Origin of the sequence: Micromonospora sp. CCTCC AA 2012012 (genome assembly GCF_040499845.1) — a bacterium.
GTDB lineage: Bacteria > Actinomycetota > Actinomycetes > Mycobacteriales > Micromonosporaceae > Micromonospora > Micromonospora mangrovi.
Map to the genome: position 1 here is coordinate 4,230,549 of NZ_CP159342.1, position 25,073 is coordinate 4,255,621.

The window sequence follows — 25,073 nt, forward strand, 5'->3', positions numbered from 1 at the left end:
GCGAACCTACCCCGCGTTCGGCGATGTCAAACGGTGGCGTGTTCGACATTGCCGAACGCGCGTCGTTGTTGCCCTGGTCACAGCCTCCATACGCTCCCAGCCAGACCAGCCACCACCCCACCAGGCAGGAGCGGGACATGACCATTCTCGGGAGGCGCACCCTCGTCGGCGAACTGGTAGCGGAGTTCGTCGGCACGATGATCCTCATCCTCTTCGGCGTGGGCGTCGTCGCCCAGGTCGTCACCAGCAAGGGCGGACTCGGTGACCACGACTCCATCGCCTGGGCCTGGGGGCTCGGCGTGGTGCTCGCCGTCTACACGGCCGCCCGGATCAGCGGCGCCCAACCTCAACCCGGCGGTCACCGTGGCGCTGGCGGTCTTCCGCCGGTTCGAGTGGCGCAAGGTGCTGCCGTTCGCGCTCGCCCAGACCGCTGGCGCATTCGTCGCCGCGCTGCTGGTCCGCTGGGTCTACAGCGAGGCCATCGCCGCCGTCGACCCGGGCCACACGATCGCCACCCAGGGCATCTTCTCGACTTTGCCGGGCAACGGCGCGCTCAACGTCGGCCAGGGCACCGCGCTGCTCGACCAGGTGATCGGCACGGCGATCCTGCTCTTTCTGATCATGGCGGTGACCGACCCCCGCAACAACGCCCCGGTCGCCTGGATGGCGCCCTTCATCGTCGGTCTCATCGTCGTCGCCATCGGCATGGCGTGGGGCACCAACGCGGGCTACGCGATCAACCCGGCCCGTGACCTCGGTCCCCGCCTGGCGTCGTTCATCACCGGCTACGGCACGGCTTTCCAGGACCAGAACGGTGCGTTGTACTTCTGGGTGCCGATCGTCGGCCCGCTGGTCGGCGGCGTGCTGGGCGCCGGTGCCTACATCGCGCTCATCGAGCGGTTCCTACCGGCGGAGGAGGAGCAGTCGGAGCCCGGTCGGATCCCCACCGACGAGCCGCGTCCGCAGCCCGCCGCCGTCGCCCACCCGTGACGTCCACACCCCCACACCACCCCATCGAGCAGGAGCGTGACCAATGGCAGACTTCGTCGCAGCGGTCGACCAGGGTACGACCAGCACCCGCTGCATGATCTTCGACCACGGGGGCAACGAGATCGCCCGCCACCAGCTGGAGCACCAGCAGATCATGCCCCAGCCCGGCTGGGTGGAGCACAACCCGGTGGAGATCTACGAGCGCACCAGCGCCGTGCTCCAGACCGTGATGAACGGCCGGGGGCTGTGCGCGTCGGACCTCGCCGCCCTCGGGATCACCAACCAGCGCGAGACCACCGTGGTGTGGAACCGGCGCACCGGGCGGCCGTACTACAACGCCATCGTGTGGCAGGACACCCGTACCGACCGGATCGCCTCGGCGCTGGACGCGGACGGGCGGGGTGACGTGATCCGCGCCAAGGCGGGACTCCCGCCGGCCACCTACTTCTCCGGCGGGAAGATCCAGTGGATCCTGGAGAACGTCCCCGGCGTCCGCGAGGCCGCCGAGAAGGGCGAGGCGATCTTCGGCAACACCGACTCCTGGCTGGTCTGGAACCTGACCGGCGGGGTCGACGGCGGCATCCACGTCACCGACGTGACGAACGCCAGCCGCACCATGCTGATGAACCTGGAGACCCTCGACTGGGACGACGAACTGCTGGGGTTCTTCGGGGTGCCCCGGCAGATGCTGCCCGAGATCCGGCCCTCGGCGGATCCCGACCTCTACGGCTACACCCTCGATCACGGGCCGCTGGGCGGCCGGGTGCCGCTGGCCGCCGTCCTCGGTGACCAGCAGGCGGCCATGGTGGGGCAGGTGTGTCTGCGGCCGGGCGAGGCCAAGAACACCTACGGCACCGGCAACTTCCTCCTGCTGAACACCGGCACCGAGCTGGTCCGGTCGAAGAACGGCCTGCTCAGCACGGTCTGCTACAAGTTCGGCGATCAACCGGCCGTGTACGCCCTGGAAGGCTCCATCGCCGTCACCGGCTCCGCCGTGCAGTGGCTGCGCGACCAGCTCGGCATCATCCAGGGCGCCGCCCAGAGCGAGTCGCTGGCCCGGCAGGTGCCGGACAGTGGAGGCATCTACTTCGTGCCGGCGTTCTCCGGACTGTTCGCGCCGTACTGGCGTTCCGACGCGCGGGGGGCGATCGTCGGGCTGTCCCGGTTCAACACCAACGCGCACATCGCCCGGGCGACGCTGGAGTCGATCTGCTATCAGAGCCGCGACGTCGCCGAGGCGATGGAGAAGGACTCCGGCGTGAAGCTGGAGGTGTTGAAGGTCGACGGCGGCGTGACCGCCAACGACCTTTGCATGCAGATCCAGGCGGACGTGCTCGGCGTACCGGTGAGCCGGCCGGTGGTGGCCGAGACCACCGCCCTCGGCGCGGCGTACGGGGCCGGGCTGGCCGTCGGGTTCTGGTCCAACGCCGACGAGCTGCGGCAGAACTGGAACGAGAGCCGGCGCTGGCAGCCGGAGTGGACCGACGAGCAGCGTGAGAAGGGCTACCGGTGCTGGCAGAAGGCCGTGTCCCGCACGCTGGATTGGGTGGATGTCTCATGAGCGTCAAGGCGATCAACCTCGACCCCGCCTACCGCGCCCGCGCGCTGCGGGAGATGACGGAGACGGAACTCGACGTCCTCGTCATCGGCGGCGGCGTGGTGGGCGCCGGAGCGGCCCTGGACGCGGTCACCCGCGGCCTGCGCACCGGACTGGTGGAGGCGCGTGACTTCGCCTCCGGCACGTCCAGCCGCTCCAGCAAGTTGATCCACGGCGGGCTGCGCTACCTGGAGCAGCTCAACTTCGGCCTCGTCCGGGAGGCGCTGCGGGAACGGTCGTTGATCCTGAACCAGCTCGCGCCGCACCTGGCCCGGTCGGTGCCGTTCCTCTATCCGCTCCAGCACCGGTTCTGGGAACGGCCGTACGTCGGCAGCGGTGTGCTGCTGTACGACACGATGGGCGGCCGGCACGGCGTACCGGCCCACCGGCACCTGACGAAGAAACAGGCGCTGCGGCAGTTCCCGTCGCTGCGCAAGGACGCCCTGGTGGGCGCGGTCAAGTACTACGACGGGCAGGTCGACGACGCCCGGCACACCATGATGATCGCGCGCACCGCGGCCGAGTACGGCGCGCTCTGCACCACCAGCACACAGGTGGTCGGTTTCCTGCGCGAGGGCAACCGGGTGGTCGGCGCGCGGGTGCGGGACCTGGAGACCGGCGACGAGTTCGACGTCCGGGCGCGGCAAACCATCAACGCGGCCGGCGTATGGACCGACGACATCCAGGAGATGGTGGGCGGCCGGGGGCAGTTCCACGTACGGGCCTCCAAGGGCGTGCACATCGTGGTGCCCCGGGACCGGATCACCGCCTCCACCGGCATCATCAGCCGCACCGAGAAGAGCGTGCTCTTCATCATCCCGTGGGACACGCACTGGATCATCGGGACGACGGACACGGACTGGTCGCTGGACCGGGCCCATCCCGCCGCCAGCCGGTCGGACATCGACTATCTGCTCGACCGGGCCAACCGGCTGCTGACCAACCAGCTCACCCACGACGACATCGTCGGCGTCTACGCCGGGCTGCGCCCGCTGCTGGCCGGGGAGTCGGACGAGACGAGCCAGCTCTCCCGGGAGCACGCCGTGGTGAGTCCGGTGGCCGGCCTGGTCCTGGTGGCTGGGGGCAAGTACACGACGTACCGGGTGATGGCGAAGGACGCGGTCGACGCGGCGGTGCACGGCCTGCCGGTGAAGGTGCCGGAGTCCTGCACCCATCGCCTCCCGCTGATCGGCGCGGACGGCTACCTGGCGGCGCGCAACCAGCGCCACGAGCTGGCCGCCGCCAGCGGGCTGCACGTGGCCCGGATCGAGCACCTGCTGGGGCGGTACGGCTCGCTGAGCAACGAACTGCTCGACCTGGTGCGCGAGCGGCCGGAGCTGGGCGAGCCGATGCCGGGGGCGGAGACGTACCTCAAGGTGGAGATCTACTACGCGGCGCGGGCCGAGGGTGCCCTGCACCTGGAGGACATCCTGACCCGCCGGACCCGGATCTCGATCGAGACGGAGGACCGGGGAGTGGCGTCGGCGCGGCCGACGGCCGAGCTGGTCGCGCCGGTGCTCGGCTGGGACGCCGACACCATCGACCGGCAGGTGGCGCACTACCACGCCCGGGTGGCGGCGGAACGCCAGTCGCAGCAGGAACCGGACGACCAGACCGCCGACGCTGTCCGGCTCGGCGCCCCCGACGTGCGGGTGACCGACCTGCCGGCACCGGGTCTGCGGTCCGTCGCCTGAGGACACGCGCCGGCTGACCGGCCTCGGCGGATCCCGGCCCTTCGGCCGCGGATCCGCCGAGCGTCTGCCAGGGGCCGGAAGCCGGCCAGGATCCGGCCACGGACCGGGAGCAGGGCCGGAGACCGGTGCCGGGGTCCCGCCGCCAACCCGCCGCCGGGCGGTCAGTCGCAGGCGATGCCGTCGCCGTCCCGGTCCAGGTCGTAGATGTCGCGGCCGATGACCCGCACCGGGCCGCTCACGTACGCCGGGCCGTTGCCGCTGCCGCCCGCGCAGTCGACGTCACTGGCGATCGGTACGCAGGGGCTGTAGTTCGGGTCGCACCCGGAGGACCCGGAGGAGGACGGCCGTCTGGTGCCCACGGCGACGACCTGGGTGACCGGCTGCCTCGTCACCACCGACTTCACCAGCCGGCGGCCGGTCGGCACCCCGTCGGTGAGGGTGACCTCGTAGGTCAGCGTCCGCACCCCGGCGACGCCCCGGGTCCGGACGACCCGCTTCCCCTCGGCCAGGGAGGAGTCCTTCACGGTGCGCTCGGCGTACCCGATCTTCTGGGTGCTGGTCTCGGTGCGGGTCGTCACCACGGGCGTCGGCGACGGCGTCGGCGACGCGGTGGTGGGTGCGGGCGGGGCCGGCGTGGTCTCCGCCGGGGTGCTGGGGACGACGATGGGCGCGGCGGCGGTCGGCACGTTCTCGTCGGCGACCGCCCGGCGGCCCGACTGCTGCTGCGGGGCGTCGCCGAACGAGCCGACCACGGCCAGGCCCGAGCAGCAGAGGAGGAAGACGGAGAGCACGCCGCCGAGGATCACCCCGGTCCGCCCACCCGGGCTCAGCCGGCGGAACCAGCCCGGCGGCTTCGGCGGCGGGACGGGCCCGTACGGGTGGGGCTGGCCAGGGTACGGAGGCGGTGAATTCGTCACGCTGCCGAGTCTGCTGTTGACGCTCCGCTGCCGGAACCGGCCGTACCTGTCCTCACCGGAGCCGATCGTCCGGACGGTTCCGCAGGTCAGGGCTTAGGTCGCCGCGTTCGGACCGGCGCGCCCGGCCAGACGGATGTCGGGAGTAGACAATTGCCTGAGGCAATGATCGGGGCCCGCCCGGGGTCAGCGGGCGTCGAGCAGAGGTTGGCGCGGGTCCCAGGGCGGACCGCCGGCCGCGTCCCGGCGACGTCGGGCGATGGCCGACAACGCCTCCAGCACCACCCGGTTGCCGAGGTACGCGGTGATGTCGGCGTGGTCGTACGGCGGGGCCACCTCGACGACGTCGACACCGACCACGGGCAGCTCGTAGCAGACCCGGCGGACCGCGTCGAGGAGCTGCCGGGAGGTGAAACCGCCCGGCTCCGGGGTGCCGGTACCGGGGGCCATGCCGGGGTCCACGACGTCCACGTCGACGGAGAGGAAGACGCCCTCGCACTCGTCGGTGGCGATTCCGACGGCCTCCGACAGGCACTCGTCGAGGCCCCGGGCCACCACCTCGGTCATCTCGTACGACCGCATCCGCTGCGCGGCCATCCAGGACAGCGTCTCCGGGCCCGGCCAGTAGCCGCGCAGGCCGATCTGGAGGAAGCGGTCGCCGCGTACCGCGCCGGACTCGATGAGCCGGCGCATCGGCTGGCCGTGCCCGTGCAGCGAGCCGAACTCGATGTCCCCGGTGTCGGCGTGCGCGTCGAAGTGGACCAGGGAGACCCGGCCGAGGCCGTGGTGGCGGGCTACCCCGGTGGCGTCGGGCAGGGCGATGGAGTGGTCGCCGCCGAGCACGATCGGGATCGCGCCGGCCGCCGCGACGGCGTGCACCGCCGTCTCCAGGGACGCCAGGGAGCGTTCGATGTCCCCGGAGAACATCTCCACGTCGCCCGCGTCATAGACGCAGAGGTCGCGCAGCGCGTCGACCCGGAACGCCAGCGACGGGCGGGAGCCGTCGTGCGGCAGATAGCAGGCCTGCCGGATGGCGGACGGGCCGAACCGGGTGCCCGGCCGGTGCGAGGTGCCGCCGTCGAAGGGCGCGCCGACGATCACCACGTCGGCGTCCGCGTAGGTGACGGGCTCCTCGATGGTGCACGGTGGCACCCCGAGGAAGGTGATGTCGGGGCCGAACATCGGGCCGTAGCGGGTCACCGTTCCTCCATTCCCCACGGCGAGCCGTACTCGGTGAGCAGGTCGAGGAAGGGCACCGGGGGCAGCGCCTCGGGACCGAGCACGCCCGCGCCGGACCAGGCGCCGGTGGCGAGCAGCTCCAGGGCGACGACCGGGTTGACCGCGGTCTGCCAGACGACGGCCTGGTGGCCGTACTCCCGCATCGACCACTCGTTGTCGACCACGTGGTAGAGGTAGACGGCGCGCGGGTTGCCGTCCTTGCCGGTGCCGGTCACCCAGGTCCCGGCGCAGGTCTTGCCGCGCATCCGGTCGCCGAGGGTGGCCGGGTCGGGCAGGGCGGCGGCCACCACGTCGCGGGGCGACACCGGGACGCCGCGGACCTGGACCGGTGACGTGGCGTCCAGGCCCAGCTTGTGCAGGGTCTTCAGCACCTCGATGAACTCGTCGCCGAGGCCGTACTTGAAGGTGACCCGCTTCGCCTTGACCCAGCGCGGGATCAGCAGCACCTCCTCGTGCTCCACGTTGACGCACTCGACCGGGCCGATCCCCTCGGGGAAGTGGAACACCTCGGGCTCGCTGAACGGCTCGGTGGTGTACCAGCCCCGGTCGGCCTCCCAGACCACCGGCGGGTTCAGGCACTCCTCGATGGTGGTCCAGATGGAGAACGACGGGGCGAAGTCGTAGCCGTCGACGGTGAGGTTCGCGCCGTCGCGTACGCCGATCTCGTCGATCTCGGTGAAGAGCTCGTCGGCGGCGTACCGGGCGAAGACGTCCGACAGGCCGGGCTCGATGCCGATGCCGCAGAGCGCCAACCGGCCGGCGGCGACCCACTCGTCGGCCACCGCGAACTGGTCGTCGCCGAGCTTCACGCCCGTCTCGGCGTAGGGGCGGTCCGGATGCGGGTGGGACAGCGACATCGCCATGTCGAGGTAGTCGGCCCCGGCGGCGAACGCGCCGTCGAAGATCGGCATGACGAAGCGCGGGTCGACCGCGTTGAACACGTGGGTGATCCGGTGTTCCCGGCAGAGCGCCGCGACCGCGTCCGCCGAGGATGCGTCGACCCGGGCGGCGACGAAGCGGACGTCCTGGTCGGCCACCGCCCGCGACGCGCGGTCCAGGTCGTAGTCGGCCACGACCATGGTCTCGAAGAAGGAGCGGCGGGCGGCGATGGCTACGGCGGCGGAGCCGACGCCACCGGCGCCGACGAGGAGGATACGCATCAGGAATCGAACCCCAAACCAAGACGATCGAGCGTACGGAGCCAGAGGTTGCGCCGCCCCTCGTGCGCGTCGGCACGGGCGAGCGACCAGCGGGTGAGGTTGATGCCGGTGGCCCGCAAGGGCTCCGGCGGGAACGGCAGCGGCTTGCTGCGCACCAGGTCGAGCCGGGTCAGCGGGGTGTCCCGGCCGGCGAGCAGGTCGAGCATCACCCGGGCGCCGAACCGGGTCGCCCCGACTCCGAGCCCGGTGAACCCGGCGGTGTAGGCGAGTCGCCCGTCGTAGGCGGTGCCGAAGAACGGGCAGAACCGGGTGCAGGTGTCGATGACCCCGCCCCAGCGGTGGCTGAAGCGGAGCCCGTCGAGCTGCGGGAACGTGCTGAAGAAGTGCTCGGCGAGGGCGGTGAAGGTGGCGGCCCGCTGCTCCAGCTCGGGGGCCGTCCGGTTGCCGTAGTGGTAGACGGCGTCGTAGCCGCCGAAGAGGATCCGGCCGTCGGTGGTGATCCGGTAGTAGTGGAACTGGTTGCCGGTGTCGGCGAGCCCCTGCCGGTTGCGCCACCCGATGGCGTCCCGCTGGGCGGGCGTCAGCGGCTCGGTCATCAGCGCGTAGTCGTAGACCGGCACCAGCCAGGCCCGCAGCCGGCGCAGCAGCGGCGGGAACGCGTTGGTGGCCAGCGCGACCCGGCGGGCGCGTACCTCGCCGGGGACGGCGTCGGTGCCGCCGCCCGTGGTGTCCAGCCGCAGGGCGGCGCCGTCGCGGCGCAGGCCGGTGACCCGGGTGTGCTCGTGGATCCGTACGCCGCGCTCCAGGCAGGCCCGCCGCAGCCCCCAGGCCAGCTTCGCCGGATCCAGCATGGCCACCCGGTCGGCGTCCCACATCCCGCCCAGGTACGTCGGCGAGGCCACCTCGGCGCGTACCTCCTCGCGGTCGAGCAGGCGCACGTCGTGGCCGTACCGGCGGGCCAGTTCGGCGTCCTCGGCGAGCCCGGCGAGCTGGTACGGCTCGACCGCCACCGCCAGCTCACCGGTCCGTTCGAAGTCGCAGTCGATGCCGTGCTCCGCGATCGCGGCGGCGATCGCGTCCAGGTTCTCCCGGCCGAGCCGTTCCAGCTCGTCGATCTCGTCGGGGAACCGGTCGACGCCGTTGGCCAGCCCGTGCGTGAGCGAGGCGGCGCAGAACCCACCGTTGCGCCCCGACGCCGCCCAGCCGCAGGTGCCGGCCTCGACCAGCAGCACGTCCCGCCCCGGGTCGGCCTCCTTGGCCAGCAGGGCGGTCCAGAGGCCGGCGTACCCGCCGCCGACCACCAGCAGGTCGGCGGTGGCCGCCCCGGTCAGCGGCGGCAGCGGGTCCGGTCGTTCCGGGCGGTCCAACCAGTACGGCACGGGTGCCGCGTCGGCCAGCGCCCGGCCGGTATGCGGGAGCTTCATGACCGGCTCTGCGCCGGTCCGGCGGGCGCGGTCCGCACCGCGAGGTCGGCACGGCGGGCCCGTCGCCCGCGCAGCGAGCTGGCCCCGACCAGCAGCAGCGCGATCACGAACATCGCCGTGCCGATGACGTTCACCTGCGGCGGGATGCCCCGCTGGGCGGCGCCCCAGACGTACATCGGGAAGGTGACGGTGGTGCCGGCGTTGAAGTTGGTGATGATGAAGTCGTCGAAGCTGAGCGAGAAGGCGAGCAGCGCGGCGGCCACGATGCCCGGCAGCACCAGCGGCAGGGTGATCCGCCGGAACGTCTGCCACTCGCTGGCGTAGAGGTCCATCGCAGCCTCCTCCAGCCGCCGGTCCATGCCGGCCAGCCGCGCCTTGACGGTCACCACCACGAACGACACGCAGAACATCACGTGCGCGATGACGATGGTCCAGAAGCCTTGCGGCACCCCGGCGGAGACGAAGAGGGCGAGCAGCGAGGTGCCCATCACCAGTTCGGGGGTGGCCATCGGCAGGAAGATCAGCACGTTGATCCCGGCCCGGCCCCGGAACCGGTGCCGGACCAGCGCGAACGCCATCAGCGTGCCGAGCACGGTGGAGACGACGGTGGCGATGAAGCCGATCTGCACGCTGCGGACCACCGCGTCGCACATGTCCGAGGTGGCGCAGGGGTGCGTCCAGTTGTCGAGGGTGAACTCGTTGAAGTCGTAGGAGAGCCGGCTGGACGGGCGGTTGAACGACAGCCCGGCCACCACGACGATCGGCAGCGACAGGTAGGCCAGCACGAGCAGCGCGACGATCATGACCCACCGGTCGGCCAGCCAACGCGAGATCCTCACCAGAGCTCACCTTCGTTCGCGGCTGCGGGGCTCCGCTTCGCTGCACTCCTCGCGCTCACAGGACCTCCTCCGTGCCGGCCCGGCGCAGGTAGACGAAGACCACCGCGAGGATCGCCGCCATCAGCAGGAACGACAGGGCCGCGCCCTGCGGGTAGTCGAGTCGCACCAGGAACGCCGAGTCGATGACGTTGCCGATCATGTACTCGTTCGGCGTACCGAGCAGCTCGGCGTTGATGTAGTCGCCGGTGGCCGGGATGAAGAAGAGCAGCGTGCCGGCGATCAGGCCGGGCATCGACAGCGGCAGGGTGACCCGACGGAACGCCTGGAACGAGCTGGCGTACAGGTCGCTGGCCGCCTCCAGCAGCCGGTAGTCCAGCCGCTCCAGGCTCGCGTACAGCGGCAGCACCAGGAAGGGCAGGAAGTTGTACGTCAGGCCGAGCACCACCGCGATCGGGGTGGCCAGCAGCCGACCGTCCGGACCGAGCAGGTGTACGTCCCGCAGCAGCCCGACCACCCAGCCGTTGTCGGAGAGGATGGTCTTCCAGGCCAGGGTGCGCACCAGGAAGCTGGTGAACATCGGCGCGACGACGCTGACCAGCAGCAGGTTCTTCCACCGGCCGGCCTTCTGCGCGATCGCGTAGGCCAGCGGGTAGCCCATCAGCAGGGCCAGCACCAGCGCGATCGCCGAATAGCCGAACGACCGGACGAACTGCGGCCAGTACGCCTGCATCGCCTCCGGATAGTTGCCGAAGGCCCAGGTCAGCGCGTACCCGGTGGAGAGCGAGCCGCTCGGGTCGTAGAGGCTGGCGGCGGCGAGCTGGAGCAGCGGCAGGGCGAAGAAGATGACCAGCCACGCCGCCCCCGGCAGCAGCAGCAGGTACGGCAGCAGCCCGTACCGCCCCCGCCGGGGGGCCGGCGGCGCGGCCTGTCCCGACGGGGTGGGTACGTGGGCCAGCGCGGTCACGACGCCACGCTCACCGGCTCGTCGAGCAGCGGGGCGGTCTGGTCGTCCTCGCCGGCCGCGCGGGGCAGCAGGAAGGCGTGCCGCGGGTCCCAGTGCGCCACCACCGGGGCACCGACCGGCAGCCGCCCGCCGAGGCCGCTGTTCGCCGCGAAGGCGGAGAGTTCGCTGCCCCACCCGGTCCTGACCAGGTACTGCGTGCTCACCCCGACGTAGGAGGCGTCGGTCACCACGCCACCGACGTGCTGGTGGCCGGCGGGCACCGCGTCGAGGTTCTCCACCAGGTGCAGCTTCTCGGGGCGTACGCCGAGGAAGACCGGCCCCCGGTCGACGCGGGCCCGGTCGGCGGGCACCGAGAAGCGCGCGCCGTGCGCGGTGACCGGCACCTCCGCACCGCTGGTTCCGTCGGCCTCGCCGGCCAGCAGGTTGGACTGGCCGAGGAAGTTGGCCACGAAGGCGGTCGCCGGGTACTCGTAGATGTCGGCCGGTGCGCCGAGCTGCTCGATCCGGCCGGCGTTCATCACCGCGACGGTGTCGGCCATGGTCATGGCCTCCTCCTGGTCGTGGGTGACGTGCACGAAGGTGATGCCGACCTCGGTCTGGATTCGCTTCAGCTCGATCTGCATCTGCCGGCGCAGCTTCAGGTCGAGCGCGCCGAGCGGCTCGTCCAGCAGCAGCACCTGCGGGTGGTTGATCAGGGCCCGGGCCAGCGCGACCCGCTGCTGCTGCCCGCCGGAGAGCTGGGCGGGGCGGCGTGCCCCGTACCCGTCGAGCTGCACCAGGGCGAGCATCCGCTCGACCTGCGGCCGGACGTCCCGGATGCCGCGGCGGCGCAGCCCGAAGGCCACGTTCTCGGTGATGTCCAGGTGCGGGAAGAGCGCGTAGCTCTGGAAGACGGTGTTCACCGGCCGCTTGTACGGCCGCAGCCGGGCGATGTCCCGGTCGCCGAGCAGCACCTGCCCGCTGGTCGGCTCCTCCAGCCCGGCGATCATCCGCAGGGTGGTCGTCTTGCCGCAGCCGGAGGCGCCGAGCAGGGCGAAGAAGGAGCCCTGCGGGATGGTCAGGCTGAGATCGTCGACCGCCGTGAAGACGCCGAACCGCTTGGTGAGGTCGGCGAGCCGCAGGTCGCCGACCGGCGCGTCGCGCTCCTGGTCCTTCGAGCCCATCGCCCTCATGCCCCGATTACCTGCTGGAACTTGCCCTCGTACTCCTTCTCCTGCTTCTCGTCCAGGGCCATGAAAACCTTGGACTTCGCCAGTGTCGCGTCGTCGGGGAAGATCAGCGGATTGGCGGCGAGGTCGGGATCGATCTTCTCCATCTCGGCCTGGGCGCCCTTGACCGGGCAGATGTAGTTGACGAACGCGGCGAGCTTGGCCGCCACCGCCGGGTCGTAGTAGTAGTTGATCAGCTCTTCGGCGTTGGCCTTGTGGGTGGCCTTGTTCGGCACCAGCACGTTGTCCGACCAGAGCATCACGCCGGACTCCGGCTGCACGAACTTGATCTTGTCATTCTCGAAGCCGAGCTGGATGACGTCACCGGACCAGGCGATGCAGGCCGCCACGTCGCCCTTGTTGAGGTCCTGGGAGTAGTCGTTGCCGGTGAACTTGCGGATCTGCCCCGCGTCCACGGCCCGCTTGAGCTTGGCCAGCGCGTCGTCGAACTGGGCGGCGGTGAAGTTCGCCGGGTCGTGGCCGTTCGACTGGAGCAGCAGCCCCATGGTGTCCCGCATCTCCGACAGGGCGGTCACCTTACCCTTCAGGTCGGGGCGGGTGAGCAGCTCGTCGACGGTGCGGATCTCCTTGGCCACCTTGGCGTTGTAGGCGAGACCGGCCAGGCCGGACTGCCACGGGACGGCGAGCTGGCCCTGCGGGTCGAACGAGCGGTTGCGCAGCGACGGCAGGAGGTTGGCCTCGACGTTCGGCAGCTTGGCCTTGTCCAGCTTCTGGATCCAGCCGAGCCGGATCATCCGGGCGGCCATCCAGTCGGTGAGCACCATGATGTCCCGGCCGGTGGACTGACAGCCGGCGAGCTGGTTCTGCACCTTGCCGAAGAACTCGTTGTTGTCGTTGACGTCCTCGGTGTACGTCACCTGGATGCCGGTCTTGGCGATGAAGGCGTCCAGGGTGGGGCGCTTGGACTCGTCCTTGTCGTCGACGTCCATGTACTGGGGCCAGTTGGAGAAGGCCAGCTTCTTCTCGGTGCCGGAGAGATCCTCGCTCTTGCAGCCGGCCTCGGTCTGCTGGGCGCCCTTGGTGCCGCAGCCGGCCAGGGTGCCCGCCGTGGCGAGCAGCGCGGCCGAGCCGAGGGTGCCGGTGAGCAGACCACGCCGGGTGAGGGGCCGGAAGGGGCTACGCATGTGACGACTCCTAGGGGGGTCATCGTCGGCGGCGGGACGGGGGTGGCGCGCCGGCGGGAGGGTCAGTGGCGATGGACGACTGATCCTGACATGGAGTAACGGTCCTCACAAGGGATTCCGTTGCGGGATTAGCCATGGGCGACGAAATACGCCAGACTGCGCCGGGGCACTACGCTCAGCCCGCGAGGAATCCGGACATGGGGAGCGGCGATGAACAACCGGCACCTGGAGAGCGGCAACGGCACCCGAAGAGTCACTGTACGTGAGGGTGCCAGTCACGCTCTGCTGGACGACGTGGCGAAGCAGATTATCGAACAGCTCCAGGAGGACGGGCGTCGACCGTACGCCACCATCGGCAAGGCGGTCGGCCTGTCGGAGGCGGCGGTCCGGCAGCGGGTGCAGCGGCTGCTCGACGCCGGGGTGATGCAGATCGTCGCGGTCACCGATCCGCTCCAGCTCGGCTTCCCCCGGCAGGCCATGATCGGGCTGCGCACGGACGGGGACTTGGAGTCGGTGGCCGACCGGCTGGCCGAGTTCGAGGAGATCGACTACGTGGTGATCACGGCCGGCTCGTTCGACCTGCTGGCCGAGGTGGTCTGCCGCAACGACGCGCACCTGCTGGAGATCCTGCAACGGCTGCGGGCCGTCCACGGCGTCCTGGCCACCGAGGCGTTCGTCTATCTCAAGCTGCGCAAGCAGACCTACAGCTGGGGCACCGCCTGATTCGCAGCTCCTCGTCGTCTGGTCAGCGGCCCTTGGTGGCGGTAACGAAGGCACGCCAGCGGTCGGGGGTGAAGCGCAGCGTGCCGCCGGAGGCGTCCTTGCTGTCCCGGACCAGGACCCCGACGGTCTCGCCGCGCTCCGCCATGGCCACCCGCAGCACCTCGTTCACCGGCAACTCCTTCCGTCCGGCCGACCGCACGCTCCGGCGCACCCTGGCCACGGCGCGTATCCATGCCTCCCGGTTGCCGGCGTGTTGCGGCCGGACCTCTCCGCAAGCCCCCCAGATGCACGGGAAGCGCCCGCAAAGGCTCCGGCTCCGCCCCTCCCTGAGCGCACTACGAACTTGATTACAAACATGAATCACTGGACCGGCAGGGGGCTGCGTGGTGCCGCTGACCCATCCATGTAATCAAGTTCGTAGCCCTTGGCGGGGATGGTGGCCCGCCAGGAACGCACCGACGGGAGGGCTTGACCACCTGGCGCGGCCGGGCCACCCCAACACCGGCAGCCATGTACGGATTCCGTTGTCACGTATTCCATGACGCGCTGAATCCGTCGCGAGAAGCATGAACAGGGCTTGCATTTCGCGGCGAGGCTGTGGGATAACCGTGGGCAGTGCGGCCGGTGTCCCCCTGACCGGCCCGAGACCCGATGGGGCTGACATGGCCAACGCCACCGACCACCTCTGGATGCACTTCACCCGGATGGCGAGCTACTCCGCCGGCGAGGTGCCGACCATCGTGCGCGGCGAGGGCGCGTACGTCTGGGACTCCCAGGGCCGCCGCTACCTCGACGGGCTCGCCGGGCTCTTCGTCGTCAACGCCGGCCACGGCCGGACCGAGCTGGCCGAGGCCGCCGCCAAGCAGGCCGGCGAGCTGGCCTACTTCCCGCTCTGGTCGTACGCCCACCCGAAGGCCGTCGAGCTGGCCGAGAAGGTCGCCTCGCTCGCCCCCGGCGACCTCAACCGGGTCTTCTTCACCACCGGCGGCTCCGAGGCCGTCGAGGCGGCGTGGAAGCTGGCCCGGGCCTACTTCAAGCGCACCGGCCAGCCGAACAAGCACAAGGTGGTCAGCCGCTACATCGCCTACCACGGCACCTCGATGGGCGCCCTGTCGATCACCGGGCTGCCCGGCATCAAGAGCGACTTCGAGCCGCTGGTGCCCGGCGGCATCAAGGTGCCGAACACCAACTTCTACCGCGCCCCCGAGCACGGCGACTCCGCCGAGGCGTTCGGCCGGTGGGCCGCCGAGGAGATCGGCCGGGCCATCGAGCGGGAGGGGCCGGACACCGTCGCCGCCGTCTTCCTGGAGCCGGTGCAGAACTCCGGCGGCTGCTTCCCGCCGCCGCCCGGCTACTTCGAGCGGGTCCGGGAGATCTGCGACGCGTACGACGTGCTGCTCGTCAGCGACGAGGTGATCTGCTCCTGGGGCCGGCTCGGCGAGTACTTCGGCGCCGTCCGCTACGGCTACCAGCCCGACATCATCACCACCGCCAAGGGCATCACCTCCGGCTACGCCCCGCTCGGCGCGATGATCGCCAGCGAGCGGCTGATGGAGCCGTTCCTCACCGAGACGGGGATGTTCGCCCACGGGGTGACCTTCGGCGGCCACCCGGTCTCCTGCGCGGTGGCCCTGGCCAACCTGGAGGTCTTCGCCCGCGAGGACCTGGTCGGCCACGTACGGGCCAACGAGGGTGCCTTCCGCGCCACCCTGGAGAAGCTCAACGACCTGCCGATCGTCGGCGACGTCCGGGGCGACGGCTACTTCTACGGCATCGAGCTGGTCAAGGACAAGACGACCCGGGAGACGTTCGACGAGGCCGAGTCCGAGCGGCTGCTGCGCGGCTTCCTCTCCACCGCCCTCTTCCAGGCCGGGCTCTACTGCCGCGCCGACGACCGGGGCGACCCGGTGATCCAGCTCGCCCCGCCGCTGATCGCCGAGCAGCAGCAGTTCGACGAGATCGAGCAGATCCTGCGTTCCGTGTTGACCGAGGCATGGTCCCGGCTCTGAGCGACGGCTCAGGGGCCGGCTCCCCGGACACCGGGGACCGGCCCCGCCCCGCCGACCCGGCCGCCGTCGACCCGGCCGGGCCGGCGGTGGGCGGGACCGACCGGACCCGGGTACGTCGGCTGCCCGACCTCGCCGTCCGGGACCGGGAAGCCCTGCACGCCGTGCTCGACGCCGGCCGGGTCGGGCATCTGGCCATCATCGACGGCGACCAGCCCTACGCGCTGCCGGTGGCGTACGCGCGGGACGGCGACCGGGTGCTGCTGCACGGCTCCACCGGCAGCCGGCTCTTCCGGCACCTCGCCGCCGGCGCACCGGCCTGCCTGACCGTCACCCTCCTCGACGGGCTGGTGCTGGCCCGCAGCGCCTTCGAGTCCTCGATGAACTACCGGTGCGCCATGGTGCTCGGCACCCTCGTCGCGCTCGACGGCGACGAGAAGCAGGCCGCCCTGCACCGACTCTCCGAGCACCTGCTCCCCGGCCGGTGGGCGGTGATCCGGCCGCCGTCGGCGAAGGAGCTGGCCGCCACCCTGGTGCTCGCCCTGCCGCTGACCGAGTGCTCAGTCAAGATCAGCGCCGGTCCGCCCGACGACCCCGACGACGACCTCGACCGGCCGGTCTGGGCCGGGGTGGTGCCGGTCGTCGAGGCGTACGGACCGCCGCAGCCCGACCCACGGCTGCGCCACGACCTGCCCCCACCGGAGTGGTGATGCGCTACCAGGAGCTGTCGTACTGGCTGTCCACGGTGGACGAGCCGCTGACCCCGCGCCCGCCGCTGCCCGGGGACACCGACGCCGACGTGGTGATCGTCGGGGCGGGCTACACCGGGCTCTGGACGGCGTACTACCTCGCCGGGGCCGACCCGTCGCTGCGGATCGTCGTACTGGAGCAGGAGATCGCCGGGTACGGCGCCTCCGGGCGCAACGGCGGCTGGTGCTCGGCGCTCTTCCCCACCTCGCTGCCCGCGCTGACCCGCCGGCACGGCCGGGACCGGGCGCTGGCCATGCAGCGGGCCATGCAGGAGACCGTCCGCGAGGTCGGGCGGGTGGTCGCCGCCGAGGGCATCGACTGCGACTGGCAGCCCGGCGGCACGGTCGTCCTCGCTCGCTCGGCGGCGCAGCTCGACCGGGCCCGGGCCGCCGTCGCCGAGGCCCGCGAGCACGGCCTCGCCGACGAGGACCTGGTGCTGCTCGACGCCGCCGAGGCCACCGCCCGCTGCGCCGCCGACGGGGTACGCGGTGGCACGTACACCCCGCACTGCGCCGCGGTGCACCCGGCCCGGCTGGTCCGCGGGCTGGCCCGGGCGGTCGAACGGCGTGGGGTGACCATCTTCGAGCGGACCCCGGTCACGGCGCTGCGGCCCGGCGTGGCGGTGACGCCCGCCGGAGTGGTCCGGGCGCCGGTGGTGGTCCGCGCGACCGAGGGCTTCACGCCCGCCCTGCCGGGGCAGCGGCGCACCGTCGCCCCCGTCTATTCGCTGATGATCGCCACCGAGCCGCTGCCCGAGTCGACGTGGGCGCGGATCGGGCTGGCCGAGCGGGAGACCTTCTCCGACCACCGGCACGTCATCATCTACGGCCAGCGCACCGCCGACGGCCGACTGGCCTTCGGCGGGCGGGGCGCCCCCTACCACTTCGGTTCCCGCGTCGCGCCCGGCTACGACCGGGAACCACGGGTCTTCGCCGCGCTGGGCCGGGTGCTCGGCGAACTCTTCCCGGTGCTCGGGCCGGACGTGCCGGTGACGCACACCTGGGGCGGGCCGCTCGGTGTCGCCCGCGACTGGGCCGCCTCCGTCGGGCTGGACCGGCGTACCGGCCTGGCCTGGGCCGGCGGCTACGTCGGCGACGGCGTCGGCACCAGCAACCTCGCCGGGCGTACCCTCGCCGACCTGATCCGGGGCGCGGAGAGCGACCTGACGACGCTCCCCTGGGTCAACCACCGCTCCCCCCGCTGGGAGCCGGAACCGCTGCGCTGGCTGGCCGTCAACGCCGGCCTGAAGCTGATGTTCTCCGCCGACCAGGCCGAACTCCGCTCCGGCCGCCCTTCCCGCCGCGCCGCCACCTTCTCCCACCTCCTCGGCCACTGACCCCCACCGGCGACGCCGGGGCCGACCCCACCCGGTTGATCATGAAGTTTGCGTCAGAAACGGCGCGAAGTCTGACGCAAACTTCATGATCAACGCGCGGGATCAGGCGCGGGCGCGGGGTGGGGTGGGTCAGTGGTTGGGGGGGATGACGCGGAGGTGGCCGCGGCGGCCCGTCTGGGGGGAGCCGTGGGGGTGGTCCTGGTCGGACTCCGGGGGGCGCGGGGGTGCCGGGCGGGCGGCCTCGCGGACGGCCTCGGCGAGGGCGACCAGGTCGTCCGTGGTGGGCGGCGGCGGCTCGAACTCGCCCTCGTGCCGGACCACGTCCCAACCGCGGGGGGCGGTGAGGTTGCGGGCGTGCGGCTCGCAGAGGTCGTACGTGTGCGGCTCGGCGAACGCCGCCAGCGGCCCGACCACGGCTGTCGACTCGTTGTAGACATAGGTCAATGTGGCGACCGCTTGCCGGGGGCAGCCGTTACGGGAGCAGCGCCGTGGTGACCTCACGGCGGCAGGGTATCCCCAATACCGGGTCCGGCGCACCGCTTCGCGTTGCGACACGCCCGTCGTGGTGATCACAATTCGTCCGATCGGCGCACCGGCGCGCCACATCAGCGGCGCAGCGACGGGACGGGGCCGGGTGGGAGCTACCCTTTGCGTCATGACGAGCCCGGAACACCGCCGCCCCGGCTCCGGCCGGCGCACCCACCGCGACCGCCACGGTCGCGGCCTGCGCGGGCGGCTGGTGCCGGCGACCGTGCCGCTGGCCCGGACCAAGGCGGAGGTCTTCGACGACCTGGTGCTGGACACCGTGGAGACGCTGGAACGGCGGTTCGCCAAGGAGCTGGCCGGTGTCGAGTTCGCGGTCGAGGACGTCCCGCCGGACCTGAACGTCTATGACTCCGACGTGCTGGAGGACGGCGAGGTGCCGCTCGCCCGGCTGCTGCCCGGCCGCCCCGGCCGCCAGGAGGTGCCGCCGCGGATCGTGCTCTACCGCCGGCCCCTGGAGTTCCGGGCGATGGACCGCGAGGACCTCGCGGACCTGGTGCACGACGTGATCATCGAGCAGGTGGCGAACCTGCTCGGGGTCGACCCGGACGAACTGGCCTGAGCGCGACCCCCGTCGCGCCCGCCTCGCCGCCGTCCCGACTCCGGTTCGGCGCGTCTGTCGCCGCGCCGCGAACCGGTGTCGTCGCCGAGCCGGGCGGCCCCCACCGCCTCGACCCGACACTGCCTCAGGCGGCGACCCGCCGCTTGAGCTTGCGCCGCTCCCGTTCCGAGAGCCCACCCCAGATCCCGAACCGCTCGTCGTGGCCGAGAGCGTATTCGAGGCACTCCGTCTTGACCTCGCACCGCGAGCAGATGCGCTTCGCCTCGCGGGTCGAGCCGCCCTTCTCGGGAAAGAACGCCTCCGGGTCGGTCTGCGAGCACAACGCCCGCTCCTGCCACTCCGGCGCGTTTCCGAGCAGGTCGGCCACCTCGAGCTGGCCGTCCATCAGATGCCTCCTTGTCGCGCACCGGCGTCATCGCCGCTGCAACCCCCCACGCGAAAGGCGTGCTTGTCCGTCCGGACCCTTTTTGTTGCGTTCCGCGCGAACAACCCCATTCAAATTACACGCGTGTAATGCGTGCGCCGTCAAGCCAAACTTGATAATGGAGTCGCCCTCCCGACACGCTCCGGACGACCATCGAGCCGCCCGACCCTCGCAACCTGCCCTATCGATTAAGACCCCGGATGAGTAACGCCCTCCCCGGCGAGTTGCCCGAGTTTTCTGCCGTGGCGCACCGGGACGGGAGACCGTCGACGGTCTCCGGTGGAGGCCCCGGCAGGCCGCACCCGGGCGGCCGGCGCGACGTCTTCCAAGATCAGCATGGTGGTGGGGCACAGGTTAACCCGACCGGGCCGCCACCGCCCGTCGAGCCGGAAAACACCGGCCGCGCCCCGTCCACATGGTGGACGGGGCGCGGCGGTCGCGAAGGGTCGGAGGGCTCAGCCGGCCCCCGCCGGTGCGCTGGTCGGCCAGACGAATTCGGCGATCGCGCCACCCGTGACGGAGATCGCCCCGGCGGGTGTCCGATCGTCCCACCAGACGGTATACAGGCCGGCCTCCAGCTCCGGATAGACGGCACTGTGGAACACCCCGTCCCGGACGTGCCGCTCGCGTACGGCCGAGTGCGTACGCGGCTCCTCCTCCCGGCTGATCTCGATCTCCCGGCCGTGCAGGTCCCGTCCGGTGTAGATGATCAGGGCGCCGGAGTTGCCACCCACGTTCAGGACCACGGTGCCGCTGCCCGTCGGGCCGTAGCTGTGCTGGTGCTCGTGCACGGTCCCCTCCTCAGGACGCCGGCGGGTTGCCGAACCCGTCGTACGGGGTGCCGAGGAACGGGAAGTCGCCGAGGAACGGGGCGGTCACGTCCGCCGCGCTCAACCCCGGGGTCACCGCCGCCGCGGCCGCGTCCGGCTTGAACGCCTTGTCCACCAGCGGCACCGTCACCCCGGCGATCGCCCGCAACGAGATGCTGACCACGTCGTCGCCCACCCGGCGGCCGTTCGGGAAGCCGGCCAGGTCCCCACCGAGCACCCCGAACCGGTCCGGCTTCCGGTTCGGCGGGATCGCCGTGTTGAGCCGGAGCATGTCGGCCTGCACGTCGCCGGTGGTGTTGGTGAAGCCGTCGATCAGGCCGGCCGGGATGCCGGTCAGCAGGATCGCCGCCAGGTCGGCGCGCGGCTTCTTCGACTTGTTCAACGCGTCCAGGTTGGGGAAGACGCCCGGATAGAGGGCGGGCAGCAGGGCGGCCAGCTCCGGGTGCTCGACGAACTGCGCGAACCGCTTGTCCTCCGTCGGCGGCAGCGTGTTCCACAGGTCCTTCCTGGACATCGGCACGATGACCTCGTTGAACAACGGGTTGCCGAGCCGGGACACCTGCGTGAACGGGCCGGCGGCGGTGTCCGCGGCGACCCGGTCGCCGAGCACCCGCACCTGCTGCCGGGAGGCCGACGTCCACACCCCGATCACCGAGGCCCGGTCGGCGGCGCCGTACCGGCTGGCCTTGCGGCGGACCCGGCTTAACGGCACCTGCACCGCGATGCTGTGCACGTTCATCCGGTCCAGCGAGTTGACCGGCTCCCCCTCGGCCTTGAAGATCTTCTTCCCGGCCACGTGGAGCTGCTGGAACGGGCGCAGCGTACCGAGGTCGAAGATCGAGCCGAGGTCGACGAAGAAGCCGTCCGCCCGCTGCCCGGCGAACACCTTTTCACCGGTGGAGAGCCGATAGGTCGCCTGCCGCACCAGGTCGTGGTATTTCGGCGTGGAGAGCGGACCGACGTTGCACGGCGGGCAGGGCAGTTTGTGCGCCAGCACGTGCTCCCGGCCGTCGGCCACCCGGGTCAGCCGGTAGAACTGGCGGCGGTTCCAGTTCTTGCTGTCCAGCGACTCGATCGGGCCGGTGTTGTAAAGAAAACTGTTCGGATTGGTGATCTCGGTGGTGAATTCGAAACGATAGGTGACATCGGGATGACCGTCGCCGTCGTTGTCGACGTGGATCTCGTACCGCACGTCGTCACCGAACTCGAAGAAGTTCGGGCCGCCGGAGGGAAGCTGCAACGGCACGTAGTTGGCGATCAGCGTGACCGTGTCCGGATGGTTCGGACTGACGAACGCGTACAGGTCGGAGCTGTCGGCGACCGGATCCTTGCTTATCTCCGGGGCTTCGCGGTGGGAGGACATGGCGGACCACACCTTCGTCGGGGAAGAGGAACGGGAGCGGGAGGACCGGCGCCGGGAGCCTGCGCCGGGGACGCGCCGGACGGCGCGGACGGTCAGCGCTTACCGGCGGCGCGCCGCAACCGGTCCGCCAGGGCCCGGTCACGGACCTGGACCCGGGACGTGCCGACGAAGACGTCCATGGTCCCCGAGGCCGCGTCGCGGAGGTGGACCACGATCGGTTCCTCCCGGCGGCCCGCCGAGGGGGTGTTCTGCGCGGACGACAGGCCCGGCACGGTGAGGGCGGCGGCGCCGAGGGTGGCGCTCGCGGCGGCGGTCAACGTCTGCCGGCGGGTCAGTCGCGGCCACGGCCGCTTCCGCTGATCACTGGTCATGGGCAACCTTTCCGGGCCGGCGCGTCAGCGCCCGCGGTGGCCGGGAGCCGCCGCGCCGCGCCGCCGTGGCGGCACCGCCGGGCCCCCGATGGGGTCACCGGCGGCGGTCCTCGCCGCAACCGCCGCCGGCATCCACTGGTACGGCCGGCGGCGGGGAAAGGTTCGACGCTACGGGCGGGCGTGACCGTACGCGGTCGTCCGCTTGCGCGCCGGTCGCCCCGCAGCCGCCGCGATCGCCCGCAACTGCTCCTCGGTACGCGCCGAACCGTTGCCGGAACCGGCCATCCGCGAGATGGTCTCCTCCATCAGCGTGCCGCCCAGGTCGTTGCAGCCGCCGTTCAGCATCTTCACGGTGCCGGCGTCGCCCAGCTTCACCCAGGAGCACTGGATGTTGTCGATCCGCCCGTGCAGCAGCAGCCGGGACATCGCGTGCACCACCCGGTTCTCCCGCCAGGTCGGCCCCGGCCGGGCGATGCCGGCGAGATAGATCGGCGCGTTGGTGTGCACGAACGGCAGCGCCACGAACTCGGTGAACCCGCCGGTCCGGTCCTGCACGCCGGCCAGCACCCGGAAATGGGCCAGCCACTGGGCGGGATGGTCGACGTGGCCGTACATCATCGTGGAGCTGGACCGGATGCCCAGCTCGTGGGCCGTGCTCACCACCTCGACCCAGGCGGCGGCCGGCAGTTTGCCCTTGGTGAGCACCCAGCGCACGTCGTCGTCGAGGATCTCCGCGGCGGTGCCCGGGATGGTGTCCAGGCCCGCCTCGCGCAGCATGCCCAGCCACTCCCGCACCGGCACGCCGGCCTTCGCGGCGGCGGTGACGATCTCCATCGGCGAGAAGGCGTGCACGTGCATGCCGGGCACCCGCGCCTTGATCGCCCGGATCAGGTCGGCATAGCCGGTGACCGGCAGTTTCGGGTCGATGCCGCCCTGGAGGCAGACCTCGCTCGCGCCCGCCGCCCACGCCTCCTCGGCCCGGTCGGCGACCTGCTCGACGGAGAGCCGGAACGCGTCCGCGTCGCTCTCCCGCTGCGCGAAGGCGCAGAACCGGCAGCCGACGTAACAGACGTTGCTGAAGTTGATGTTGCGGTTGACCACGTAGGTGACGTCGTCGCCGACCACGTCCCGCCGTACGTCGTCGGCGAGCCGGCACAGCTCGTCCAACGCCGGGCCGTCCGCGCCGAAGAGCGCCAGCGCCGCGTCGGTGTGCCGGGGGTCGAGCAGCGCCGCCGGGTCGTCCGCCGCCAGCCGCAACCCCGCCACCAGGTCCGCCTCCGCACCGGCGACCACCGGGGGTACGCCCGCGCGACGCGCGACCGCCTCCGGGGCGACCTTGCCGGCGACGGCGGACCAGTCGCCGTAGACGCTGTCGAAGTCGCCGCGCCGGTCGTCGCTACGGCCGGTGGTGTCGATCGTGACGTGCAGGTCGGTACGTCCGCCGAAGACCTCCTCCGGCTCCTGCCACGGCCGGCCCACCGGGCGGGCCGCCTCGACGGCCAGCCCCGTCACCGGGTCGGCCAGGGCGGTCACGTGCGGCAGCAGCCTCGGGTCCAGCCACGGGTCACCGGCCCGGACGTACTCCGGGTAGACGGTCAACCGCTCGCGCAGCGTGAACCCGGCCTGCGCGGTACGCCGGGCCAGCTCGTCGAGCTGCGGCCACGGGCGCTCCGGGTTCACGTGGTCCGGGGTGACCGGGGAGACGCCGCCCCAGTCGTCGATACCGGCGCGCAGCAGCAGGTCGTACTCGTTCTCGATGAGGTTCGGCGGGGCCTGGATCCGGGCCTTCGGGCCGAGCAGCACCCGGGCCACCGCCACCGTCGCCGCCAGGTCGTGCAGCTCGGCGTCGGGCATGCCCCGCATCGCGGTGTCCGGCTTGGCGCGGAAGTTCTGCACGATCACCTCCTGGAGGTGGCCGTACTCCCGCATGCCCCGACGGATCGCGAAGAGCGCGTCGACCCGCTCGGCCGCAGTCTCCCCGATCCCGATCAGGATGCCGGTGGTGAACGGCACCCCCACCCGGCCCGCGTCGTCGAGCACCCGGAGCCGCACCGCGGGCTCCTTGTCCGGTGAGCCGAAGTGCGGGCCACCCGGCTCCGACCAGAGCCGGGTCGCCGTGGTCTCCAGCATCATCCCCATGCTCGGCGCCACCGGCTTGAGCCGTTGCAGCTCCGACCAGGACAGCACGCCCGGGTTCAGGTGCGGCAACAGGCCGGTCTCCTCCAGCACCGCCACCGCGCAGGCCCGCAGGTAGTCCAGGGTGGAGTCGTAGCCCCGCTCGTCCAGCCACTCCCGGGCCGCCGGCCAGCGTTCCTCGGGACGGTCACCGAGCGTGAACAGCGCCTCCTTGCAGCCCTGCGCGGCGCCTTCGCGGGCGATCGCCAGCACCTCGTCCCGGTCGAGGAATGCCGCCGGGAGCCGGTGCGGCACCGTGGCGAAGGTGCAGTAGTGGCAGCGGTCCCGGCAGAGCCGGGTCAGCGGGATGAAGACCTTCTTGGAGAAGGTGACCACCCCGGGACGGCCCGCCTCCCGCAGCCCGGCGTCGCGGATCTCCCCGGCGATCCGGAGGAGTTCGTCCAGCGCGGCACCCCGGGCGGTGAGCAGCGCGGTCGCCTCGTCGACGTCCAGCGCCCGCCCGGTCGCGGCCCGGCGCAGCGCCCGCTGCACGCTCGCTGCGGTCGGGGCCGGCTCAGTGCGATCAACCATCCGCCCAGCCTATGCGTCCCCCCGCCACCCCACCCCCCACGCCCACTCCCCCACTCTCCCGCTCTCCGCTATCGCCCCCGCTCTCCGCTGCCGGACAGGCTGAGGCCCCTCTTTCACGGAAAGAGGGGCCTCCCCCAGCTCGGAAGCCACTCTTTCCGTGAAACTGCGCGCCACACCCCCACCCCGCGCGCCACACCCCCACCCCGCGCGCCACCGCCCGCACCCCGCGCGCCACGCCCCGGGAAACGGCGCGCTGATCGCCGGGGAACCGTGAGGGGCCTCTTA

At 71.8% G+C, this 25,073-nt stretch carries 23 protein-coding genes and 1 pseudogene; 8 read left to right on the top strand and 16 right to left on the bottom strand.

Annotation, left to right across the window (positions count from 1 at the left end):
* Window positions 1–77: 77 nt before the first annotated feature.
* Window positions 78–269 carry a hypothetical protein gene (locus ABUL08_RS18590; RefSeq protein ID WP_350938934.1) on the bottom strand — a complete coding sequence of 64 codons (192 nt, stop codon included), beginning with the start codon at window positions 267–269 and terminating at the stop codon, window positions 78–80.
* Between ABUL08_RS18590 and ABUL08_RS18595 the strand changes: the two are divergent.
* The 3 genes and pseudogenes from ABUL08_RS18595 to ABUL08_RS18605 all read left to right on the top strand — a co-directional run bounded on the left by ABUL08_RS18595 (window position 198) and on the right by ABUL08_RS18605 (window position 4,281).
* A pseudogene (locus ABUL08_RS18595) lies at window positions 198–990 on the top strand (MIP/aquaporin family protein). The gene ABUL08_RS18590 and the pseudogene ABUL08_RS18595 sit on opposite strands and share 72 nt — an antisense overlap.
* Before the next feature lie 43 nt (window positions 991–1,033).
* Window positions 1,034–2,551, top strand: a complete 1,518-nt coding sequence (glpK, locus tag ABUL08_RS18600) for a glycerol kinase GlpK (protein WP_350931187.1) — start codon at window positions 1,034–1,036, stop codon at window positions 2,549–2,551.
* The gene (locus ABUL08_RS18605; RefSeq protein ID WP_377522323.1) at window positions 2,548–4,281 is read left to right on the top strand and encodes a glycerol-3-phosphate dehydrogenase/oxidase; all 1,734 of its coding nucleotides are present in this window, start codon (window positions 2,548–2,550) and stop codon (window positions 4,279–4,281) included. Before glpK ends, ABUL08_RS18605 begins: the two co-directional genes overlap by 4 nt.
* 161 nt (window positions 4,282–4,442) lie before the next feature.
* Here ABUL08_RS18605 and ABUL08_RS18610 read toward each other — a convergent pair whose 3' ends face one another.
* The 8 genes from ABUL08_RS18610 to ABUL08_RS18645 form a co-directional block, all read right to left on the bottom strand.
* Window positions 4,443–5,198: a G5 domain-containing protein gene (locus ABUL08_RS18610; protein WP_350931188.1), complete on the bottom strand. Its 756-nt coding sequence runs from the start codon at window positions 5,196–5,198 to the stop codon at window positions 4,443–4,445.
* 183 nt (window positions 5,199–5,381) lie between these two features.
* Window positions 5,382–6,395: an agmatinase gene (speB, locus tag ABUL08_RS18615; RefSeq protein WP_350931189.1), complete on the bottom strand. Its 1,014-nt coding sequence runs from the start codon at window positions 6,393–6,395 to the stop codon at window positions 5,382–5,384.
* The gene (locus tag ABUL08_RS18620) at window positions 6,392–7,594 is read right to left on the bottom strand and encodes a saccharopine dehydrogenase family protein (RefSeq protein WP_350931190.1); all 1,203 of its coding nucleotides are present in this window, start codon (window positions 7,592–7,594) and stop codon (window positions 6,392–6,394) included. The genes speB and ABUL08_RS18620 overlap by 4 nt, the downstream gene beginning before the upstream one ends.
* The gene (locus ABUL08_RS18625; RefSeq protein ID WP_350931191.1) at window positions 7,594–9,018 is read right to left on the bottom strand and encodes an NAD(P)/FAD-dependent oxidoreductase; all 1,425 of its coding nucleotides are present in this window, start codon (window positions 9,016–9,018) and stop codon (window positions 7,594–7,596) included. Before ABUL08_RS18625 ends, ABUL08_RS18620 begins: the two co-directional genes overlap by 1 nt.
* Complete coding sequence (locus ABUL08_RS18630) at window positions 9,015–9,857, bottom strand: ABC transporter permease (RefSeq protein WP_350931192.1); 843 nt, start codon at window positions 9,855–9,857, stop codon at window positions 9,015–9,017. Before ABUL08_RS18630 ends, ABUL08_RS18625 begins: the two co-directional genes overlap by 4 nt.
* Before the next feature lie 55 nt (window positions 9,858–9,912).
* The gene (locus tag ABUL08_RS18635) at window positions 9,913–10,821 is read right to left on the bottom strand and encodes an ABC transporter permease (RefSeq protein WP_350931193.1); all 909 of its coding nucleotides are present in this window, start codon (window positions 10,819–10,821) and stop codon (window positions 9,913–9,915) included.
* Window positions 10,818–11,993, bottom strand: a complete 1,176-nt coding sequence (locus tag ABUL08_RS18640) for an ABC transporter ATP-binding protein (RefSeq protein ID WP_350931194.1) — start codon at window positions 11,991–11,993, stop codon at window positions 10,818–10,820. The genes ABUL08_RS18635 and ABUL08_RS18640 overlap by 4 nt, the downstream gene beginning before the upstream one ends.
* On the bottom strand, window positions 11,990–13,174 hold the full coding sequence (locus tag ABUL08_RS18645) for a polyamine ABC transporter substrate-binding protein (RefSeq protein ID WP_350931195.1): 1,185 nt from the start codon (window positions 13,172–13,174) through the stop codon (window positions 11,990–11,992). The genes ABUL08_RS18640 and ABUL08_RS18645 overlap by 4 nt, the downstream gene beginning before the upstream one ends.
* A 210-nt stretch (window positions 13,175–13,384) precedes the next feature.
* On the opposite strand from ABUL08_RS18645, the gene ABUL08_RS18650 reads away from it, so the two are divergent.
* Window positions 13,385–13,897, top strand: a complete 513-nt coding sequence (locus tag ABUL08_RS18650; protein ID WP_350931196.1) for an Lrp/AsnC family transcriptional regulator — start codon at window positions 13,385–13,387, stop codon at window positions 13,895–13,897.
* A gap of 22 nt (window positions 13,898–13,919) precedes the next feature.
* On the opposite strand, the gene ABUL08_RS18655 is transcribed toward ABUL08_RS18650, so the two are convergent.
* On the bottom strand, window positions 13,920–14,066 hold the full coding sequence (locus ABUL08_RS18655) for a DUF397 domain-containing protein (protein ID WP_350931197.1): 147 nt from the start codon (window positions 14,064–14,066) through the stop codon (window positions 13,920–13,922).
* 493 nt (window positions 14,067–14,559) lie between these two features.
* Between ABUL08_RS18655 and ABUL08_RS18660 the strand changes: the two genes are divergently transcribed.
* The 3 genes from ABUL08_RS18660 to ABUL08_RS18670 are packed head-to-tail and all read left to right on the top strand — an operon-like array spanning window position 14,560 to window position 17,989.
* Window positions 14,560–15,906, top strand: coding sequence for an aspartate aminotransferase family protein (locus ABUL08_RS18660; RefSeq protein ID WP_350931198.1), 1,347 nt, complete (start codon window positions 14,560–14,562; stop codon window positions 15,904–15,906).
* Entirely contained in the window at window positions 15,891–16,613 is a 723-nt protein-coding gene (locus tag ABUL08_RS18665) for a pyridoxamine 5'-phosphate oxidase family protein (RefSeq protein ID WP_350931199.1), read from the top strand. The genes ABUL08_RS18660 and ABUL08_RS18665 overlap by 16 nt, the downstream gene beginning before the upstream one ends.
* A complete protein-coding gene (locus ABUL08_RS18670; protein ID WP_350931200.1) occupies window positions 16,613–17,989 on the top strand; it encodes an NAD(P)/FAD-dependent oxidoreductase in 1,377 nt (458 codons plus the stop codon). The genes ABUL08_RS18665 and ABUL08_RS18670 overlap by 1 nt, the downstream gene beginning before the upstream one ends.
* A 129-nt stretch (window positions 17,990–18,118) precedes the next feature.
* Here the strand turns inward: ABUL08_RS18670 and ABUL08_RS18675 are convergent, their stop codons facing one another.
* Window positions 18,119–18,490, bottom strand: coding sequence for a DUF3499 domain-containing protein (locus tag ABUL08_RS18675; protein ID WP_350931201.1), 372 nt, complete (start codon window positions 18,488–18,490; stop codon window positions 18,119–18,121).
* A gap of 154 nt (window positions 18,491–18,644) precedes the next feature.
* Here ABUL08_RS18675 and ABUL08_RS18680 point away from each other — a divergent pair, with 154 nt between their 5' ends.
* Window positions 18,645–19,094, top strand: a complete 450-nt coding sequence (locus tag ABUL08_RS18680; RefSeq protein WP_088963879.1) for a metallopeptidase family protein — start codon at window positions 18,645–18,647, stop codon at window positions 19,092–19,094.
* A gap of 124 nt (window positions 19,095–19,218) precedes the next feature.
* Here ABUL08_RS18680 and ABUL08_RS18685 read toward each other — a convergent pair whose 3' ends face one another.
* The 5 genes from ABUL08_RS18685 to ABUL08_RS18705 form a co-directional block, all read right to left on the bottom strand.
* On the bottom strand, window positions 19,219–19,479 hold the full coding sequence (locus ABUL08_RS18685) for a WhiB family transcriptional regulator (RefSeq protein WP_013284161.1): 261 nt from the start codon (window positions 19,477–19,479) through the stop codon (window positions 19,219–19,221).
* Between the two features lie 494 nt (window positions 19,480–19,973).
* Window positions 19,974–20,309 (bottom strand): phospholipase, encoded by a 336-nt coding sequence (locus ABUL08_RS18690; protein ID WP_350931202.1) that lies wholly within the window; start codon window positions 20,307–20,309, stop codon window positions 19,974–19,976.
* A gap of 10 nt (window positions 20,310–20,319) precedes the next feature.
* Window positions 20,320–21,711, bottom strand: coding sequence for a DUF4331 domain-containing protein (locus ABUL08_RS18695; protein WP_350931203.1), 1,392 nt, complete (start codon window positions 21,709–21,711; stop codon window positions 20,320–20,322).
* 92 nt (window positions 21,712–21,803) lie between these two features.
* Window positions 21,804–22,082 (bottom strand): hypothetical protein, encoded by a 279-nt coding sequence (locus ABUL08_RS18700; RefSeq protein WP_350931204.1) that lies wholly within the window; start codon window positions 22,080–22,082, stop codon window positions 21,804–21,806.
* A gap of 168 nt (window positions 22,083–22,250) precedes the next feature.
* Window positions 22,251–24,788 carry a bifunctional FO biosynthesis protein CofGH gene (locus tag ABUL08_RS18705; protein ID WP_350931205.1) on the bottom strand — a complete coding sequence of 846 codons (2,538 nt, stop codon included), beginning with the start codon at window positions 24,786–24,788 and terminating at the stop codon, window positions 22,251–22,253.
* Between the last annotated feature and the right edge of the window lie 285 nt (window positions 24,789–25,073).